The sequence below is a fragment of the Nonomuraea rubra genome (assembly GCF_014207985.1).
GTDB lineage: Bacteria > Actinomycetota > Actinomycetes > Streptosporangiales > Streptosporangiaceae > Nonomuraea > Nonomuraea rubra.
On the sequence record NZ_JACHMI010000001.1, the window covers coordinates 1,605,712 to 1,622,720 of the forward strand.

Consider the following 17,009-nt stretch of genomic DNA (forward strand, 5'->3'; position numbering starts at 1 on the left):
GGCGCCTTGTCACCAGCCCTCGTCGAAGTCGCAGATCTCGACCGTGACGCTCTTGCGGCTGGGGTTGGGGGTGACGACCTCGAACACCACCTGGTACGTGCCGCCCTGCTTCCAGGTGATCGACGGGAGGAGGGGCTTGGAGGACGAGGTGCCCTGCTGCCTGCCCTGGTTCTGGCCGTTGACCAGCCAGCGGTAGCTGTAGGTGCCGGAGGCGGTGACCTTGGCCCAGATGTTCGTGTCGGATCGCCAGCAGTCGCCGAGCCTGATGCCCTCGTAGGTGAACGCCACCGACCGCACGCCGCCGGTGGTGGGCTGCTTCGTGGTGGTCGGCCGGGGGGTGGTCGGTCTCGGCGTCGTGGGCCCGGCGGTTGGGGTCTTCGTGCGTACGGTGGGGGGCGTCGAGGTCTTGGCGGGATTCAGGGGCTTGGCCGACTTCTTCGCCTTGCCGGCCGGGTGAGGGGTGGTGGGGGTGGCGTCCGTGGTGGTGATCGCGGCGGTGCTGGTGCCGGGTTCGGGGGAGGCGGGCAGCAGGAACCATGCCGTCGCCGCGCCTCCGGTCACGACTACCGCCGTGCCACCGGCCAGGAGCCCGGTGATCAGGCGGTCTCGGGAGGTTCCGCGGACGGGGCCGGTGCGGGCGTGGGAGACGGGCGACCCGCCGTTCCAGGCTGGCGGCTCCCGGGTGGCTTCGGTGGCGAAGCCGCCGCCACGCGCGGCACCGCCCGGGGCGGGCGCCTGGCCGGGACCGCCCGCCTCAAGTGGCTGACTTGGGCCGTTCGGGGCCGGGGCGCCGATGAGGCGGAAGAGGACGTCCTGCATGGCGGGCCGGGTGGCGGGGTCCTTGGCCAGGCAGGCGTGCACGATCGACCGCAGCGGCTCCGGCACGCCCTCCAGGCGCGGCTCCTCGTACTGGATCCTCCTGAGCACCGCGGGCAGCGAGTCGTTGCCGAACGGCGGCGCGCCGGTGGCCGCGTACACCATCACCGAGCCCCACGCGAACACGTCCACCGCCGGCCCGGCCGGCGCGCCCAGGAACTGCTCGGGCGCCATGTACGCGGGCGTCCCCACGATCGTGCTGGTCCGGGTCACCGCGTCGTCCATGGCCCGCGCGATGCCGAAGTCGATGACGCGCGGCCCGTCGCGGCCGAGCAGCACGTTCGCGGGCTTGAAGTCGCGGTGCACGACCCCGGCGCGGTGGATGGCCGCCAGCGCGGTGGCCGTGGCGACGGCCAGGCGCTGCAGGTCCGCCCCGGCGTGCACACCGGCCTTCGCCAGGGAGGGGCCCTCGACGTACTCGGTCACGATGTACGGCCGCCCGCCCAGCGAGGCGTCCACCACCTGCGCGATGCAGAACGGCTCCACCCGCCGCGCGGCGGCGACCTCCTTCGCGAAACGCCCGTCACCGGCCACACCGTCACGCAGCACCTTGATGGCGACCCGCGTGCCGTCGGGGGCCACGCCCAGGTACACCACTCCCTGGCCGCCCTCCCCGAGCTGCTCCACCACCCGGTACGGGCCGATGGCCTGGGGTGTCATGAGTAGTCGTCCAGGGAGCAGACGTCGATCGTGACGCTCTTGCTGGTGGCGGAGGGCGAGGTGACGCGCAGGGTGATCGTGTGGCTGCCCGCGTCCAGCATGTACTGGCCGGCCGTCACGAACGCCGTGTAGTCGTCCTCGGGGACCCAGGACCTGCGGCTCTCGCGGGTCTTGCCGTCCACCACCCAGGCATAGGAGACCCAGATGCCGGGCTTGGTGGATTCCACCCTGGTCTGGAAGTGGATCGGCGGCATGTAGCAGCCGTCGGCGCTCGACTGGCCGGGGCCGCCGAACAGCTCGATCTCCAGGATGCTGGCCTTGGCGGTGGTGACCGGCTTCTTGGTGGTCCGGGTGGGGGTGGGGCTCTTCGCGGCCGTCGTCGGCGCGGTCGTCTCCTTCGGGGTGCTCTCCGGCGTGGGGGTGCGCGTGGGTCTCTGCGTCTTGCGCGCGGACTTGCGGGGGGTGGGTGTCGTCGGCTTCTTCGTGGAGGTGGGCGACGGGCTTCGGGGCGCGGACGCTTCGGGGGAGACGGCGGCGAGCGACTGGGAGCGCGGCTCGCCCGTCCACGGCGACAGCCACACGACCCCGCCGACCAGCGCCACCACCATGACCACGGCCACCGCGACGGCCACCGGCACACCGACGCGCCCCAGCGCCCCCTGCGGCGAGTCCCGCCGCCCCCGCCCCGCCCCGCCGCTCCGCCCCGGCCCTGGGTACGGCCCCGGCATGGGCACGCCGTGCGGTCCCGGCATGGGCCCGGCGTGAGGCCCCGGCATGGGCCCGGCGTGAGGCCCCGGCATCGGCACAGCGTGCGGTCCAGGCATGGGCGCCGCGTGTGGTCCAGGCGGCAGGCCCGCACCCGGCGCGGATCTCGGCCCGGAGCCGGGTGCCGGGCCGAAGGCCGGTCCCTGATGGGGCGTTCCGGGTCCAGGAGTCGCGTTCTGGCCGCTCAGCAGCCGCAGGAGCACGTCGCGCATGCTCGGCCGCCGGTGCGGATCCTTGGCCAGGCACTCGTACACGATCGACCGGAGCGGCTGCGCCAGCTCACCGAGCCGGGGTTCGTTGTGCAGGATCCGGTTGATGATCGCGGGCAACGTGTCCTGCCCGAACGGCGGCGTCCCCGTGCCCGCCCACACCATGACGGACGCCCACGCGAACACGTCCGCCGCCGGACCCACGGCCTGCCCGGCGAGCTGCTCGGGCGCCATGTACGCGGGCGTCCCCACGACACCGCTGGTGTGCGTGACGCCATCGTCCAGGGCCCTGGCGATGCCGAAGTCGATGACGCGCGGCCCGCCGGGACCGAGCAGCACGTTCGCGGGCTTGAAGTCGCGGTGCACGATGCCCGCCTGGTGGATGGCGGCCAGCGCGGTGGCCGTGGCGACGGCCAGGCGTTGCAGGTCCGCCCCCGTGTGCAGGCCGGCCTGCTGGAGTGACGGCCCTTCGACGTACTCGGTCACGATGTACGGCCGGGGCCCGCCCAGCGAGGCGTCGAGCACCTGCGCGATGCAGAACGGCTCCACCCGCCTGGCCGCCTCGATCTCCTTGGCCAGCCGCTCGCCGAACCCCGCCTGCCCCTCACGCAGCACCTTGACCGCCACCGCCCGCCCGTCGGGCGCCTGCCCGAGGTAGACGGTGCCCTGCCCGCCGGAGCCGAGCCTGCCGAGCAGCCGATAGGGTCCTGCCGCCGTCGGATCGTCCTCCCGCAGCGGTTCCGAGTGCGCCATGAGAGAAGTGACTCCTGAGACGGGTGCGGTGGATCTTTACGTACGATAGCGACCCGTATCAGGATTTGTAGTGAAGTCGAGTACTTGTCCGAAATCCTCCGGCAGTCCGGCGCCCCGGCAGCGAGGAGCCAGCAATGCGCCTGACCACGGACGCCGAACTGGAACAGTCGACGGTGGTCGCCAACACCCTCATGAACCGCGAACGCCGCCTCCCCGGCTACAACCGCGAGCTCGGCCTCGACATCCCGGCCGTCCTGCGCCGCACCGCGACCAACGGGCCCGCCCGCTGGCTCGACCTGTGCTGCGGAGCCGCGTACGCCCTCGGCGAGGCCACCCACCTCCTCGGCCGGGACGCCGAGATCGTCGGCATGGACCTCGTGGACTTCTTCGCCTGCCGCCCCGACCCCCCGCGCCTCCGCCTCATCACGGCCTCCGCCACCACCTGGCACCCGGACGAGCCCTTCGACCTCATCACCTGCGTCCACGGCCTCCACTACATCGGCGACAAACTCACCCTCCTGACCAGGATCGTCACCTGGCTGGCGGAGGACGGCCTCTTCGTCGCCAACTTCGACACAGCGAGCATCCGGCTGGAGGACGGCGCTCCGGCCGGCCGCCGCCTCACCGCCGCCCTCCGCTCGCAGGGTCTTACGTACGACGCCCGTACGAAGAGAATCCGCTGCACCGGCCCCCGCACCCTCGACCTCCCCTACCGCTACCTCGGCGCCGACGACCAGGCCGGCCCCAACTACACCGGCCAGCCCGCCGTCGACTCCTACTACGCGCAGGAAAAACCGGTCGCGTCCCGGCGTACCGGCGGCCTATCGTGACCTGGCGTTCACCACGGACCTAGGAGGCCCGCCATGCACCGCGACGAGATGTCCTTTTGAGCCGACCAGCAAGCGCCGCCGGGGGTTCCCTCTAGCGAGACGCAGGTCAAGCGCGGCGACCGCAGCATCGGCCGCGACAAGGAGCTGATCGAGAAGCTCGGCGGCAACGACCCGTGCCCCTGCGGCTCCGGGCGCCGCTTTCCGCCGCTGCTGCCGCCCCACCGGCCGGTACGACGACACGCTCGGCCACTACTACGTCCGCGACCGGCCGTGAGCCCGCGTCCGCGACTGGCGGTGATCCCGCGTCCGGGACCGGCGGTGAGCCTGCGTTCGCGACCGGCCGTGAGCCGATTCTGTCGGTGGGGCCTGGCAAGGTGGCCTTCCTCGGCCCGCGTCCCCTCCCGCGGGGGCGCGCGGGCCGGAGGGCCGCGAGCCGGAAGGGGGCGCCGAGATCTTCTCGCCACTGGCGATCCGTGATTTCCGCCGTTACTACCTGGGGCAGACGGCCTCGGCGTTCGGTGATTCGCTGACCCCGCTCGCGCTCGCGTTCGCCGTCCTGCATCTCACAGGGTCCCCGGCGGACCTCGGGATCGTCGTGCTCAGCACCCGGCTGCCCGTCATCGTGCTGACCCTGGTGGGCGGCGCGGCCGGCGACCGGTTCTCGCGGCGTACCATCATGCTGGTCGCCGACCTGCTCCGCTTCGCGGCGCACGGCGCCACGGCGGTGCTGCTGATCACGGGCACCGCGCAGATCTGGATGCTCGTGGTGCTGCAGCTCGTCGCCGGTGCCGGGTCGGCGTTCTTCAATCCGGCGGCCGTGGGGCTCATCGGCTCGCTGGCGGGCAGGGAGCACCTCCAGGCGGCCAACTCCCTCATCTCGATCTCCCGCAGCGCCGCCTCGATCGTCGCGCTGGGGGTGGCAGGGGCGCTGGTGGCGCTGGTCGGGGCGGGGTGGGCGGTGCTGATCGACGCGCTGACGTTCCTGGTGAGCGCGTTCTACCTGTACTCACTGCCGCGCACGATCACCAGCGACCGGCCGCAGCCGAGCGGCGGGTCGGAGTCGGGCGAGGGGGCGCAGGGTAGCGGTGGGTCGGGGTCGGGTGGCCGATCGCAGTCGGGTGGCGGGTTGCTGGCGAGCATCGGTGGAGGACTCGCGGAGGTGCGCGGGCGTACGTGGCTGTGGGTGTGGATCGTGCACGTGGCCCTGGGCAACATGATCGTGATCTCGCCGATTCTGGTGCTCGGCCCCTACGTCGCCGACCGGCAGCTGGGTGGCGCGCCGGCCTGGTCGGCGATCGGCATCGCGTACGCCGTGGGCGGGCTGGCCGGAGGGCTGCTCGGTGCCCGGTGGCGTCCCGCGCGTCCGATGGTGGCGGCTCTGGTGTTCTTCCTGCTCATGGCGCCGCTCCCGGCGCTGCTGGCCGGTCCGGCCGATCTGTGGCTGCTGGTGGTGGCGGGCGCCGCGGCGGGGCTGCAGGTCGTGGTTCACAACGTGTTGCAGACCACTGTGGTCCAGCGGCACGTGCCTGAGGAGTTCGTGGCGCGGGCGACGTCGGTGGTGCTGCTCGGCTCGCTGGTGGCCGCGCCGCTCGGCATGGCACTGGCCGGCCCGGCGGCGGCCGCGTTCGGCAGCCGGCCCGTGCTGGTGGTGTGCGCGGTGTTCACCGTGCTGCTGAGCGTCGCCACGCTGTCGGTGCCGTCCGTCTGGCGCATCCGCGCGGACCCCCGACCGGCCGCACGGACGCCGGCCGCACGGACGCCGGCGGCAGGGACGCCGGCGGCAGGGACGCCGGTGGCAGGGACGCCGGTGGCAGGGACGCCGGTGGCAGGGACGCCGGTGGCAGAGGGCCCGGAGGCAGGGGGTTCACGTCCGGGCACACCGGTTGCGGAAGGGGCCGCGCGTGCGGGCACGCTCGGTGCCGAGGGCGTCGCGCGTTCGGGGGGATCCGCTGCGGAAGGGGATGCGCGTCCGAGTAAGAAGGCGGGCGGGGAAGGAGCTGTCACCTCGGGCGGATCTTGAGGATCATGCGCTTGCTGCCCAGCGGCGTGATCTCGATGTGGGCGTCCGCCGTGCTGACGGATCCCGAGCCGCCCACGTAGCCACTTATCCCGCTGCCCTCGCTGTCGGCCGTGGCGAAGTACAGCGTCTGCTTGGCGATCTGCTGCACGTGGAACGCCTGGAGGTCGTACTTGGCGGCGAACCGGATCGTGTCCCCGCCCTTCACCTCGACCTCGCACCGCAGGTCCCGGCACGCCGACAACTTCCGCCCGTCCGCGGCCTTCGTGACCTTCGGGGCCGGGGAGGAGGAAGGCGAGGGTGAAGGGGAGGCGGACGGCGAGGGTGAAGGGGTGGGGGTGGGGGAGGTGGTGGTGGGCGGGGGTGTGGGGGATGACGCCTGCGTGCCGGTGCCGCCGCAGCCCGCCACCAGCAGCACGACCCCGGCGCCGACTCCGGCCAGCGCCGCGCCATAACGGGAGGAAACCGTGAGATGCATGGCCTCGTTCTCCTGCGCATCGATGGGAGTACCGCCTGTCACGACGAACCCTGCCGGCATGAGCGCGGGACCCTTCCCGGACACCTCTCTCTATGACGCCTCTATATATAAGGAGAAATGACGACATGCTGCACGTGCTGCTCGTCCGCTACACCGCCCGGCCCGACGCGGTGACCCCGCACGTGCCGGGTCACGTGGCCTACCTGGAGCGGCACCACGCCGACGGTACGTTCCTGCTGTCGGGCCAGACCGTCCCCGACGACCTCGGCGGCGTCATCCTGGCCACGGGGCCGCGGGAGCGGGTGGAGCGGGTGGCGGCGGAGGACCCGTTCGCGGTGGCGGGCGTGGCGGCGTACGAGATCGTCACCGTGGACCCCGGCCGGCTGCACGAGAGCCTGCGGGAGCTGCTCACCAGGAACGATCGGTGACCCGCGGCAGCGACACGGCCACGATCAGGCCGCCGCCCTCCCGGGGCCGCGCCCGTACGTCGCCGCCGTGGGCGACGGCCACCGACCGGACGATCGACAGCCCCAGCCCGGCGCTGGTCCCGGTCACGGCCCGCTCGCCCGCCTGCCGGTGGAACGGCTTGAACAGCAGCGGCACGTCGTACGGCGGCACGGCCGGACCGGTGTTGCCCACCTCCACCTCCACCTTGTCCCCCGACACGGTACGGCTGACGACCCGCACCCACCCGGTGCCGTCGTCGAGGTTGTACCGGATGCCGTTCTCGACCAGGTTGTGCACGAGCCGTTCGAGCAGCAGCGCGTCGCCGGTGGTGGGGGCGGGGGCGACGACCTCGTACAGGGTGACCTTGGCGTCGGCGGCCTGGTCGGCGGCCTGGGCGGCCACGTGGGTGACGATGTCGGCCAGGTCGACGGGCGAGCGTTCGGCGACCTCCTGCTCGGACCTGGCGAGCAGCAGCAGGCCGCTGATGAGGCGCTCGTGGCGGGCGTTGATCTCCAGCAGGCTCTCGCCCAGCTCCTTGACGTCGGGGGAGGCCGTACGGCGGTGCATGGCCAGCTCGACCAGCGCCCGGTTGAGCGTCAGCGGCGTGCGCAGCTCATGGGAGGCGTTGGCCACGAAGCGGCGCTGCCCGTCGAAGGAGTGGTCGAGCCGCTCCACCATGGTGTCGAACGTGTCGGCCAGGTCCTTGACCTCGTCCGCGGGTCCGGACAGCGCGATCCGCTCGTGCAGGCCGCGCTCGGCCATGGGGGCGGCGGCGATCTTGCGGGCGGTGGCGGTGACCAGGTGCAGCGGGGCCAGCACCCGGCCGGCCACCCACCAGCCCAGCCCCACGGCGGCGCCGCCGACCACGACGAGCGCGATCGCCCCCTGGGCGAGCAGCGAGGTCACGGCGGCGTCGCGCAGCTCCTGCTGCTGCCGCCACAGCCACTCCATCGCGGCGTCGCCGTACAGGGTGACGCCGTCCTGCTTGATGAAGAGCTGCTTGATCCGGCCGGGCTCGGAGGGGGCGGTGTACCGGTCGTCGAAGGTCCGCACGAGCTGCTGGTTGAACAGCAGGTACGTGACGCCGAGCAGCACCAGCCCGGCCAGGAAGAAGACGGCCCCGTACACCAGCGTGAGCCGGAGCCGCAGCGTGGGACGGACGCGGCTGCTCAGCGACGGCGGCAGGAGGTTCACGCGATCCTGTACCCCACTCCCGCCACGGTCTCCACGACCGGCGGGTCGGCCAGCTTGCGGCGCAGCTTGAGTATCGTGAGCCGGACCGCTCCGGTGAACGGGTCGGCGTTCTCGTCCCACGCCTTCTCCAGGAGCTGCTCGGCGGAGACGACGTTGCCGCCGGCCCGCAGCAGCTCGGCCAGGACGGCGAACTCCTTCTTCGACAGCGGGACGAACCGCCCGTTCCTGAACACCTCCCGCCGCGCGGGGTCGAGCGTGATGCCGGCCCGGCGCAGCACGGGCGGCGCGGCGGGCCGCGAGCGCCGGCCCAGCGCCAGCACCCTGGCGGCCAGCTCGGGGAAGGCGAACGGCTTGGTCAGGTAGTCGTCGGCCCCCATGGACAGGCCGGTCACCCGGTCGTCGAGCTGTGCGGCGGCGGTGAGCATCAGCACCCGCGCGTCGCACTCCGAGGCCACCATCTCCCGGCAGACCTCGTCGCCGTGCACACGCGGCAGGTCCCGGTCCAGCACGACCACGTCGTAGTCGTTGACCGCGATCCGCTCCAGAGCCGCCTCGCCGTCGTGTGCCAGATCGACCGCGTGCGTCTCCTCGCGCAGCCACTCGGCAATCGCGTCGGCGAGCATCGGCTCGTCCTCAACCACCAGCACCCGCATGGCGCACCTCAGGCCTTTCCATCCGCTTACAGAGCCGAGTGTGGCGGAGGCGGCATTTGCTCCGAATAAGCCCGCCTCGGCCGCGGAGAACGAGCGCGCCACGGCCGTGGAGGTGGAAACGCTGAGGAAACACCTCCCCCTATTGCATCTCCCATCGAACGACGTTCATCCAACGGTTCATTCGACGAGGAGAGCTTCATGCGACGACGAGTCTTCGGAGCGCTGGTCACGGCACCGTTCGCGCTCACCCTGATCCTGACGGGCTGCGGCTCGGGCGACAGCGGCGGTTCGGACGTGGCCTCCGTGACCGGCACCGGCAACCAGCCCGCCGCCAGCGCGTCGCCGAGCGAGGATCCGCAGGCGATGGGGCTGAAGTTCGCCCAGTGCATGCGGGAGAACGGCATCGACATGCCGGACCCGGAAGGCGGCAGGGTGACGATGCGCTTCGACAAGAACACGCCGCAGGAGAAGGTCCAGGCGGCCCAGGAGGCGTGCAAGCAGTACGCCCCGAGCGGCACCCGGCAGGGCGGCGGCGACCCGAAGCAGGCGGAGCGGATGCGCAAGCTCGCCCAGTGCATGCGCGACAACGGCGTCGAGGCCTACCCCGACCCCGAGGGCAACATGATGCGCATCACCCCCGAGGTCGGCGAGGACCCCGACTTCAAGAGCGCCCAGGAGAAGTGCCAGAAGGAGTCCGCTGAGGCCGGCATGGGAGGTTCTTGATGGGCCCAATGACGGAGAGGTCCACCATCGACGGAAAGGCGGAGCCGGAGGCCACGCCTCCCCGGCAGCGCCGCCGCCGCGGCAGGGGCAAGCTGGTGGCCGGGCTCCTGATCGCAGTGGCGGCGGCGGGTGGTGGGTTCGTCGCGGTCAACAGCACGGGCCTGCTGGAGGGCGGCGCAGGCCCGACCAGGTCGGCCAGCGCCCTGCCCCCGGCCACCGCCACGGTGAGCAGGCAGACGCTGAACGACACCAGGGACGCCGACGGCGAGCTCGGCTACGGCCCGGTGACCACGGCCGTGAGCCGCGCGCCCGGCACGATCACCTGGCTGCCCGAGAGCGGCGCGACGGTCACGCGCGGGAAGTCGCTCTACCGGCTGGACAACGACCCCGTCACGCTCATGTACGGCGACACGCCCGCCTACCGCGACCTGAAGATCGGCTCGGAGGGCAAGGACGTCGAGAACCTGGAGCGCAACCTGGACAAGCTCGGCTACGACGGCTTCACGGTGGACGACGAGTTCACCTACGACACCTACGAGGCCGTCGTGGAGTGGCAGGAGGACCGCGGCCTGGACGAGACGGGCGTCGTCAAGCTGGGCCAGGTCGTCTTCGCCGACGGCAAGGTGCGCGTGGAGAGCATCGAGGCCGAGGAGGGCCAGCCGGCCCAGCCGGGCCAGAAGGTGCTGACGTACACGGGCACGTCCAAGGTGATCACGGTGCAGCTGGAGGCCGAGGACCAGCGGATGGCCAAGAAGGGCGCCAAGGTCGAGGTCACGCTGCCCGACGGCAAGAGCGTGAACGGCAAGATCACCGAGGTGGCCACGGTCATCGTGCCCGGCGAGGGGCAGGAGGAGCCGGACACGCGGGTCGAGGCGCTGGTCTCGATCGGGAACGCCAAGTCGGCCAAGGGGCTGGACAAGGCGTCGGTGGACGTGACGTTCACGGCGTCGCAGCGCAAGAACGTGCTGACGGTGCCGGTGGCGGCGCTGGTGGCGCTGCAGGAGGGCGGGTTCGGCCTGGAGGTCATCGAGGGTGGCAGCTCCCGGTACATCGCGGTCGAGACGGGCCTGTTCGCCGGCGGCAAGGTCGAGGTCTCCGGGGACGGGCTCACCGAGGGCATGACCGTGGGGATGCCGAAATGACGTACCCCATGATCGCTCTGACGGACGTGTCGAGGACGTATCCGGGCGGGGTGGCGGCGCTGAGGTCGGTGTCGCTGCGGATCGGTCACGGCGAGCTCGTCGCCATCGTCGGCCCGTCCGGGTCGGGGAAGTCGACCATGCTGAACGTCGTCGGCACCCTCGACCGCCCGTCGTCGGGGACCATCCAGATCGACGGGTACGACGTCTCGAAGCTGTCGGACAACCAGCTCTCGGCGCTGCGGGCGACCACGATCGGGTTCGTCTTCCAGTCCTTCCACCTGGCCGCGAAGGTCCCGGCGCTGGACAACGTGGCCGACGGGCTCATCTACACCGGCCTGAGCAGGGCCGAGCGCCGCCGCCGCGCGGCCGGCGCGCTCAAGAGGGTGGGGCTGGAGCATCGCATGGACCACGAGCCGCACGAGCTGTCAGGCGGTGAACGGCAGCGCGTGGCCATCGCCAGGGCGGTGGCGGGCGACCCGCCGCTGCTCCTGGCCGACGAGCCGACGGGCGCCCTGGACTCCGTCTCGGGCGCGGGGGTGATGGAGCTGCTGCACGAGCTGAACGCGGGCGGCACCACCATCGTGATCATCACGCATGACAGGGAGATCGCCGCCAGCCTGCCCCGGCAGGTACGGATGCGCGACGGCGAGATCATCTCCGACTCGGCGCGAGAGCCCGCGGAATCCGGGGTGGCGTGATGACGGTCATCGAGCGGCCACGCCTTTCCCCGGCCCGGATGCGGCCGGCCGACGTGATGCGGGTGGGCGCGGTCGGCCTGCGTACCCGGCCGCTGCGGGCGTTCCTGTCCGCGCTGGGCATCGCCATCGGCATCGCGGCCATGGTGGGCGTGGTCGGGCTGTCGTCGTCCTCGGGGGCCGAGCTCGACCGCCAGCTCTCCGCGCTGGGCACGAACCTGCTCACCCTCTCCGCGGGATCCACGATCACCGGCGAGGCGGCCCAGATGCCGAAGGACGCGGAGGCGATGATCGATCGCATCGGGCCGGTCGAGGCGGTGTCGTCCATCGGCAAGGTGGGCGAGGCCAAGGTGTACCGCTCGGAGCAGATCCCGGAGGCCCAGACGGGCGGGATCACCACGTACGCGGCCCAGCTCGACCTGCCGGCCACCGTGGGGGCGACCCTGCGCAGCGGGACCTGGCTGAACGCGGCCACCGAACGCTATCCCGCCGCCGTGATCGGCTCCCTGACCGCTCAGCGGCTCGGCATCGGCGCGGCGAGCCCGGACACCCAGATCATCGTCGGCGGGGTACGGTTCACGGTCGTCGGCGTCCTGGAGCCCGTGGCGCTGGCTTCGGACCTGGACAGCGGCGTGCTCGTCGGCTGGCCGGTGGCGGAGGAGCGGCTGGGCTTCGACGGTCACCCGACCACGCTCTACACCCGCTCGGAGGAGGCCAAGCTGGAGTCCGTACGCCAGGTGCTGGCGGGCACGGCCAACCCCGAGGCGCCGAACGAGGTGGACATCTCCCGCCCGTCCGACGCGCTGGCCGCCAAGCAGGCCACCAGCCAGGCGTTCGCCAACCTGCTCCTGGGCGTGGGCGCGGTGGCCCTGCTCGTGGGCGGGGTCGGGGTGGCCAACACGATGGTCATCTCGGTCCTGGAACGGCGCGCCGAGATCGGCCTGCGCCGCTCGCTGGGGGCTACCAGGGGGCAGATCAGGACGCAGTTCCTGGCCGAGTCGCTGCTGCTGTCGGCGCTGGGGGGCACCGGCGGCGTCCTGCTGGGGACGGCGGTGACGATGGGGTACGCGCTCTACAGCGGCTGGCCCTCGGTCGTCCCGGCCTGGGCCACGGTCGGCGGCCTCGCCGCGACCCTGCTCATCGGCGCCGTCGCCGGCCTCTACCCGGCCATCCGCGCCTCCCGCCTCTCCCCGACCGAGGCCCTGTCCACGCCGTAGGGGGCTGTCCACGCTGTAGGGGCTGTCCACGCTGTAGGGGGGTGTCTCCACGGTGTAGGGCGTCTGCACACGCCGTAGAGCGGCTGCGCACGCCGTAGCCGGCGGGTTCCGAGGCCGCCCGGGTCCGCCCGGGCGGCTATTCGGCCGTGTAGCAGGTCGTCTTGCCCACCACCCGCACCGCGGGCTTCTCCCCGGACAGCACGGTCAGCTCGAACTCCAGCCGGGTCCTGGGATTGCGCAGCACCGCCACGCCCTGGTCGTCGTCCCGCAGGTCGAGATCGTCGACGACCTGGTCGTACCCGAGGGCCCGCAACCGCGCCAGCAACCCGTCCGCCGCCTGTGCGAAATCGCTTTCCGCCTGGACGAAATGGCGTAGCTGCCCCGGCACGCAGGTGTCGTCGTCGGCACTCCGCACGGCCGACAGCCGCAGCTCGGTGGCCCTGATCAGCTCACCGGCGTCGGCGTCGAGCTGCCTGCTGGCCGCTTCCAGGGTGGGCGGCTGGGACGGGGCGGCGCACGCCGTAACCGCCGCGACACAGATGAGCATCGCGGACAGGGCGTGTCGGCGGGCGCGCACGAGTGGACCCTACCTAAGATCACCGCTCGCTAACGAGTGAATCACGCGAAAAGCACGGGAGTGTCAACCCCGCATCGGCATAAACCGGTTCTAATAGGGCAGACAGCCACACTGTACGGCAGGCCGCCCCCACGGAGCTGGATGACCTTCGAAACAGATGACCGAGCACGCGTCACCCTCGTTCCGCACCCCTTCGGCTTGCGCATCACAGGAGAGGTCGACCGCGGCAACCGTCACCTGCTCGGCGGCGCCCTCGACTGGGCCCTCCTGGCGGGCAGCCACGACATCCGGCTGGACCTGTCCGGCCTGACGTTCATCGATGTGGCGGGAATGCGCCTCATCATCGTCGCCGCCGCCCGATTATCCCCGGACCGCGAGCTGGTCCTCGGCCCTGTCTCCCCGGTGGTCCGCCGCGTCCTCGCCCTGACGGGCTGGGACCAGGCTCCCGGCGTGCGCGTGTGCCTCTGACGCGCAGGTTCAGGGCCGCCAGCGTCGCAGGTCCGTGTCCTTCTCGTACGGCTGCGCGTCCGGATACGTCAGCAGCTCCACCGTCCCGCCCCAGGGCGTCCGGCAGTAGGCGAACCGGTTGCGCTCGCCCGCCTCCGGCCCCGGCAGCGGCACCGGCTCCGACAGCCGGACCCCGCCCGCCTCCGCGACCAGCCGCAGCGCCTCGTCCAGGTCGTCCACGTACAGGGCGACGTGCTGCCATCCCAGGTCGCACGGCAGCGCGGCCCCGCCCTGCCGCGGCCCGCTGAACTCGAACAGCTCGATCCCCGGCCCGTTGGGCAGGCGCAGCATGCGCACGGCGACCTCCGCCGTGCCCTGCGGCACCCCGAGCCGCCGCTCGGTGGCCCAGCCGCCCTTGGGGCCCTGCGCGCGGGGGAGGGTGTCGTAGAGCACTTCGGCGCCGAACGCACGGGCGAAGAACTCCGTGGCCGCGTCGAGGTCGGGCACCGTCACCCCGACGTGGTCGATGCCGCGGACGGTCATGCGCTGCCTCCTGCTCTGGCCAGAGCGTCGAGCTTGCGCTCGATGCGGTCGAGCCGGGTACGCAGCTCCGCCACGTCACCCCGCTCGGCGTTCTCCTCGTCAGGCCGCAGCCTGACGAGCACGGCGCCGCCGGGCTCCAGCCGCACCAGGCTCGTGTCGGCCACGCTCGTACCGCCTCTGAGCTGGATCGCCACGTCGACGTCGGCCTGCCGCACGCCCAGCCGCCGCAGCGCCGAGCGCACGTAACCGCCGTCGCGGGCCAGCACGATCGGGCTGCCCTCGACGAGCATGCCGATCGCCGGCACCGTCGCCGCCAGCCGCACCACGAGCGCGTTCACCGACATCAGGATCACCAGCCCGGCCAGGCCGCCGGCCAGCGAGTTGTCAGGCCCGATGATCGCGTTCTGCACGACGTTGCTCATCAGCAGCATGACCACGAAGTCGAAGTTGTTGAGCTGGGCGATGCCCCGCTTGCCGCCGATGCGCAGCAGCGCCGCCACGGCCACGTACACCGCGATGGTCCTGACGGCCTTGTCGGCGAGCGAGACCCCGGTGTGGAACAGGTCGTCGATCATGTACGGCCGCCACGGAGCCTCCCGATCAGGCCCAGTTCGCCCATGCACCGGCCCAGCCCCAGCGCCACGCACTCCAGCGGGCGCTCGGCCCTGCGGACGGGCATGCACAGCGTCTCCCGCAGCCGCCGCCCGAGCCCGCGCAGCAGCGCTCCGCCGCCGACCAGCACCGCGCCGCGCTCCCCGAGGTCGGCGGCCAGCTCGGCCGGGCAGCGTTCGACCGTCTCCATCGCCGCCCGCGCGATCGACTCGACCGGCTGCCCGGTGGCCTCGAAGATGTGCTGGACGGGCAGCGTCAGCTCCCGCTCGCGGCCGGTGCCGGGGTCGCGGGCCCGCACGACCACGTGCCCGTCGTGCGCGTGCCGCTTGGCCGACTCGGCCTCGCCGTCGTCGAGCTGCAGCCCGTGCTCGCGCTCCACGAAGCGGGCGATGGCCCTGTTCATGGCCTGCCCGCCGTACGGCACCGAGCCGGTCGCCACCACGGACTCGCCGGACAGCACGGCGATCCGCGCGGCGTCGCGGCCGATGTCGATCACCATGTGCCCGGTGCGGTCGGCGGGGGAGAGGCCCGCGCCGAGCGCGGCGGCCAGCGCGTGCGGGACCAGGTGCACGGTCCGGGCGTCCGCCTCGTACGCGATGTCCTGCAGCGCCTCGCGGTCCATCGGCGTGGAGTCGCCGGGCAGCGCCATGACCAGGCGCGGCCGGGCGTACGGATGCCAGTGCACCTTGCGCAGGAAGTACCTGATCATGCGCCGGGCGAGTTCGGCGTCGGCGGGCAGCCCGCCGCTGACCGGCCAGTGCGTGCGCCCGCCCGAGTCGGCGACGGCCTCCGCGCCGTACCCGACGATCTTGCCTGTGCGGTCGTCGCACATGACGACCGAGGGCTCGTCGAGCACGATGCCCTTGCGCTTGACGTAGATGCGCGTGCTCGCCGCTCCCAGATCCATTGCCAGGTCACGACCGAGGAGTCTCATCGCGGAATTGGTTTCCTGATCCGTCCCAACCCAACACCACGAACGGAACGGATCCCCTTTACCTGTTACTACTGGGACTGTGCTCGACTACGACCTCGAAGCCGGACGTTACGACGAGACCCGCGGCGGGCTTCCGCGGGCGGAGGCGGCGGCGCGGGCCGTTCTCGACCTGGTGCCCGCGTCCGGCACGCTGCTCGACCTCGCCTGCGGCACGGGCCTGGTCACCAGGGAGCTGGCCGGTCACGGCCTGCGGGTGCTCGGCGTGGACGCCTCCGCCGGGATGGCGCGGATCGCCGCGGGGCGGGTGCGCGTGGTGCTGGGCGACGGGCGCAGGCTTCCGATACGCGACCGTTCGGTGGACGCGGTCACCACGATCTGGCTGCTGCACCTGCTCGACGACGCCCGCCCGGTGCTCGCCGAGGCCGCCCGCGTGCTGCGTCCGGGGGGAGTGTTCGTCACGACCGTTGACAAGCGGGCCGCGCACGGGCACGCGGGCGCCGGGGAGTCCGCCGACCGGCCCGAGCTCGTCGTCGCCGAGCTGGCCGGGCACGGGCTGCGGCCGGCCGGGGAGTCGCGGTTCGTCGGCCACGGGCAGGGCCGTCCGGGCGGTCCCGACCCGGTGTTCCGCTTGCTGTCGTTCACTTCACAGTGAGCCCGGTTTCGCGTCATAAGCGGGGCCGTGCGAAGCTGTGAACTGTCCCCAACACCATGGAGGTCCTCATGGCGGATACACCGGAGCCGGAAGTCAGCGAAACTCCCGAGGACGAGCTGAAGCGCAAGTTCCGCGAGGCGCTGGAGCGCAAGCGCAACCAGCACGCGGGCTCGGGCGCGGGTGGCAGGGGCGGCGACCCATCCAAGATCCACGGGGCGCACGGTCCGGCTGCGAGTAAAAGATCGTTCAGGCGCAAGAGCGGCGGCTGAGGCTGGAATTCCGCGGGGGTACGGCATGCCGTGCCCCCTTTTACTTTGCCCGGGGAGGTAGATCTTTCGCCCGATTCATGAAGAATTGTTTGCAGATGTCCGTTTCCGTGGCTACTGTAATCGCCATTACCAGCCGGTTACCCGGTCCTTACCCCAGAAGGACGGCCGGTTGGCGCCGAATCCCGAGCGATCGGGAACCGGGGAACCACCTCCGTTGGGGTGAATCCGGCACGTGCCGGTAGGGCAACTCCACCGCCCGAACCCGTCAGCTAACCCGGTAGGCGTGATGGAGAGGACAACTTACCCCATGCATCAG

20 protein-coding genes and 1 riboswitch are annotated in these 17,009 nt (G+C 72.1%); of the genes, 11 read left to right on the forward strand and 9 right to left on the reverse strand.

The features are described from left to right. Positions 1-9 precede the first annotated feature (9 nt). Complete coding sequence (locus HD593_RS60155; RefSeq protein WP_221524645.1) at positions 10-1,536, reverse strand: serine/threonine protein kinase; 1,527 nt, start codon at positions 1,534-1,536, stop codon at positions 10-12. Then, positions 1,533-3,263 carry a serine/threonine protein kinase gene (locus tag HD593_RS07490; protein WP_185101467.1) on the reverse strand — a complete coding sequence of 577 codons (1,731 nt, stop codon included), beginning with the start codon at positions 3,261-3,263 and terminating at the stop codon, positions 1,533-1,535. The genes HD593_RS60155 and HD593_RS07490 overlap by 4 nt, the downstream gene beginning before the upstream one ends. Positions 3,264-3,397: 134 nt before the next feature. Here HD593_RS07490 and HD593_RS07495 point away from each other — a divergent pair, with 134 nt between their 5' ends. The 3 genes from HD593_RS07495 to HD593_RS07505 all read left to right on the forward strand — a co-directional run bounded on the left by HD593_RS07495 (position 3,398) and on the right by HD593_RS07505 (position 6,113). Beyond that, positions 3,398-4,093 carry a class I SAM-dependent methyltransferase gene (locus HD593_RS07495; RefSeq protein WP_185101468.1) on the forward strand — a complete coding sequence of 232 codons (696 nt, stop codon included), beginning with the start codon at positions 3,398-3,400 and terminating at the stop codon, positions 4,091-4,093. A gap of 147 nt (positions 4,094-4,240) precedes the next feature. After that, positions 4,241-4,570 carry an SEC-C metal-binding domain-containing protein gene (locus HD593_RS65005; protein WP_425262871.1) on the forward strand — a complete coding sequence of 110 codons (330 nt, stop codon included), beginning with the start codon at positions 4,241-4,243 and terminating at the stop codon, positions 4,568-4,570. Then, positions 4,557-6,113 (forward strand): MFS transporter, encoded by a 1,557-nt coding sequence (locus HD593_RS07505; protein ID WP_281402573.1) that lies wholly within the window; start codon positions 4,557-4,559, stop codon positions 6,111-6,113. The genes HD593_RS65005 and HD593_RS07505 overlap by 14 nt, the downstream gene beginning before the upstream one ends. Here the strand turns inward: HD593_RS07505 and HD593_RS07510 are convergent. Further along, the gene (locus HD593_RS07510) at positions 6,094-6,588 is read right to left on the reverse strand and encodes a hypothetical protein (protein ID WP_185101470.1); all 495 of its coding nucleotides are present in this window, start codon (positions 6,586-6,588) and stop codon (positions 6,094-6,096) included. The two genes, HD593_RS07505 and HD593_RS07510, sit on opposite strands and share 20 nt — an antisense overlap. Positions 6,589-6,713: 125 nt before the next feature. Here HD593_RS07510 and HD593_RS07515 point away from each other — a divergent pair, with 125 nt between their 5' ends. Further along, positions 6,714-7,016 carry a YciI family protein gene (locus HD593_RS07515; protein ID WP_185101471.1) on the forward strand — a complete coding sequence of 101 codons (303 nt, stop codon included), beginning with the start codon at positions 6,714-6,716 and terminating at the stop codon, positions 7,014-7,016. Here the strand turns inward: HD593_RS07515 and HD593_RS07520 are convergent. Beyond that, positions 6,997-8,229 carry a sensor histidine kinase gene (locus HD593_RS07520; RefSeq protein WP_312903388.1) on the reverse strand — a complete coding sequence of 411 codons (1,233 nt, stop codon included), beginning with the start codon at positions 8,227-8,229 and terminating at the stop codon, positions 6,997-6,999. The genes HD593_RS07515 and HD593_RS07520 overlap by 20 nt on opposite strands. After that, the gene (locus HD593_RS07525) at positions 8,226-8,882 is read right to left on the reverse strand and encodes a response regulator transcription factor (RefSeq protein WP_185101472.1); all 657 of its coding nucleotides are present in this window, start codon (positions 8,880-8,882) and stop codon (positions 8,226-8,228) included. The genes HD593_RS07520 and HD593_RS07525 overlap by 4 nt, the downstream gene beginning before the upstream one ends. A 198-nt stretch (positions 8,883-9,080) precedes the next feature. Here HD593_RS07525 and HD593_RS07530 point away from each other — a divergent pair, with 198 nt between their 5' ends. Genes HD593_RS07530 through HD593_RS07545 form a run of 4 tightly spaced genes read left to right on the forward strand, consistent with a single transcriptional unit; the run spans position 9,081 to position 12,659 of the window. Beyond that, on the forward strand, positions 9,081-9,605 hold the full coding sequence (locus HD593_RS07530; RefSeq protein ID WP_185101473.1) for a hypothetical protein: 525 nt from the start codon (positions 9,081-9,083) through the stop codon (positions 9,603-9,605). 8 nt (positions 9,606-9,613) lie between these two features. After that, entirely contained in the window at positions 9,614-10,747 is a 1,134-nt protein-coding gene (locus HD593_RS07535) for an efflux RND transporter periplasmic adaptor subunit (RefSeq protein WP_185101474.1), read from the forward strand. 8 nt (positions 10,748-10,755) lie between these two features. Then, positions 10,756-11,445: an ABC transporter ATP-binding protein gene (locus HD593_RS07540; protein WP_185101475.1), complete on the forward strand. Its 690-nt coding sequence runs from the start codon at positions 10,756-10,758 to the stop codon at positions 11,443-11,445. Beyond that, a complete protein-coding gene (locus tag HD593_RS07545) occupies positions 11,445-12,659 on the forward strand; it encodes an ABC transporter permease (RefSeq protein WP_246546372.1) in 1,215 nt (404 codons plus the stop codon). The genes HD593_RS07540 and HD593_RS07545 overlap by 1 nt, the downstream gene beginning before the upstream one ends. Before the next feature lie 136 nt (positions 12,660-12,795). On the opposite strand, the gene HD593_RS07550 is transcribed toward HD593_RS07545, so the two are convergent. Further along, entirely contained in the window at positions 12,796-13,236 is a 441-nt protein-coding gene (locus HD593_RS07550; protein WP_185101476.1) for a hypothetical protein, read from the reverse strand. 198 nt (positions 13,237-13,434) lie between these two features. Between HD593_RS07550 and HD593_RS07555 the strand changes: the two genes are divergently transcribed. Beyond that, entirely contained in the window at positions 13,435-13,704 is a 270-nt protein-coding gene (locus HD593_RS07555; RefSeq protein WP_185101477.1) for an STAS domain-containing protein, read from the forward strand. Positions 13,705-13,713: 9 nt separating this feature from the next. Here HD593_RS07555 and HD593_RS07560 read toward each other — a convergent pair whose 3' ends face one another. The 3 genes from HD593_RS07560 to HD593_RS07570 are packed head-to-tail and all read right to left on the reverse strand — an operon-like array spanning position 13,714 to position 15,772. Beyond that, positions 13,714-14,226: a VOC family protein gene (locus HD593_RS07560; protein ID WP_185101478.1), complete on the reverse strand. Its 513-nt coding sequence runs from the start codon at positions 14,224-14,226 to the stop codon at positions 13,714-13,716. Further along, positions 14,223-14,801 carry a DUF421 domain-containing protein gene (locus HD593_RS07565; RefSeq protein ID WP_185101479.1) on the reverse strand — a complete coding sequence of 193 codons (579 nt, stop codon included), beginning with the start codon at positions 14,799-14,801 and terminating at the stop codon, positions 14,223-14,225. Before HD593_RS07565 ends, HD593_RS07560 begins: the two co-directional genes overlap by 4 nt. Further along, positions 14,798-15,772, reverse strand: a complete 975-nt coding sequence (locus HD593_RS07570; protein WP_185101480.1) for a rod shape-determining protein — start codon at positions 15,770-15,772, stop codon at positions 14,798-14,800. The genes HD593_RS07565 and HD593_RS07570 overlap by 4 nt, the downstream gene beginning before the upstream one ends. A 79-nt stretch (positions 15,773-15,851) precedes the next feature. Between HD593_RS07570 and HD593_RS07575 the strand changes: the two genes are divergently transcribed. Next, positions 15,852-16,424, forward strand: coding sequence for a class I SAM-dependent methyltransferase (locus HD593_RS07575; RefSeq protein WP_185101481.1), 573 nt, complete (start codon positions 15,852-15,854; stop codon positions 16,422-16,424). Between the two features lie 68 nt (positions 16,425-16,492). After that, complete coding sequence (locus HD593_RS07580; protein ID WP_185101482.1) at positions 16,493-16,693, forward strand: DUF5302 domain-containing protein; 201 nt, start codon at positions 16,493-16,495, stop codon at positions 16,691-16,693. 163 nt (positions 16,694-16,856) lie between these two features. Next, a riboswitch (cyclic di-AMP (ydaO/yuaA leader) is annotated at positions 16,857-16,992 on the forward strand. The last annotated feature ends 17 nt before the right edge of the window (positions 16,993-17,009 follow it).

Excerpts from the sequence above, each read along its gene's own strand:
- HD593_RS60155 (WP_221524645.1), bottom strand. The coding sequence starts at position 1,536 with ATGACACCCCAGGCCATCGGCCCGTACCGGGTGGTGGAGCAGCTCGGG.
- HD593_RS07490 (WP_185101467.1), bottom strand. The coding sequence starts at position 3,263 with ATGGCGCACTCGGAACCGCTGCGGGAGGACGATCCGACGGCGGCAGGA.
- HD593_RS07495 (WP_185101468.1), top strand. The coding sequence starts at position 3,398 with ATGCGCCTGACCACGGACGCCGAACTGGAACAGTCGACGGTGGTCGCC.
- HD593_RS07510 (WP_185101470.1), bottom strand. The coding sequence starts at position 6,588 with ATGCATCTCACGGTTTCCTCCCGTTATGGCGCGGCGCTGGCCGGAGTC.
- HD593_RS07515 (WP_185101471.1), top strand. The coding sequence starts at position 6,714 with ATGCTGCACGTGCTGCTCGTCCGCTACACCGCCCGGCCCGACGCGGTG.
- HD593_RS07525 (WP_185101472.1), bottom strand. The coding sequence starts at position 8,882 with ATGCGGGTGCTGGTGGTTGAGGACGAGCCGATGCTCGCCGACGCGATT.
- HD593_RS07530 (WP_185101473.1), top strand. The coding sequence starts at position 9,081 with ATGCGACGACGAGTCTTCGGAGCGCTGGTCACGGCACCGTTCGCGCTC.
- HD593_RS07535 (WP_185101474.1), top strand. The coding sequence starts at position 9,614 with ATGACGGAGAGGTCCACCATCGACGGAAAGGCGGAGCCGGAGGCCACG.
- HD593_RS07540 (WP_185101475.1), top strand. The coding sequence starts at position 10,756 with ATGATCGCTCTGACGGACGTGTCGAGGACGTATCCGGGCGGGGTGGCG.
- HD593_RS07545 (WP_246546372.1), top strand. The coding sequence starts at position 11,445 with ATGACGGTCATCGAGCGGCCACGCCTTTCCCCGGCCCGGATGCGGCCG.
- HD593_RS07560 (WP_185101478.1), bottom strand. The coding sequence starts at position 14,226 with ATGACCGTCCGCGGCATCGACCACGTCGGGGTGACGGTGCCCGACCTC.
- HD593_RS07565 (WP_185101479.1), bottom strand. The coding sequence starts at position 14,801 with ATGATCGACGACCTGTTCCACACCGGGGTCTCGCTCGCCGACAAGGCC.
- HD593_RS07570 (WP_185101480.1), bottom strand. The coding sequence starts at position 15,772 with ATGAGACTCCTCGGTCGTGACCTGGCAATGGATCTGGGAGCGGCGAGC.
- HD593_RS07580 (WP_185101482.1), top strand. The coding sequence starts at position 16,493 with ATGGCGGATACACCGGAGCCGGAAGTCAGCGAAACTCCCGAGGACGAG.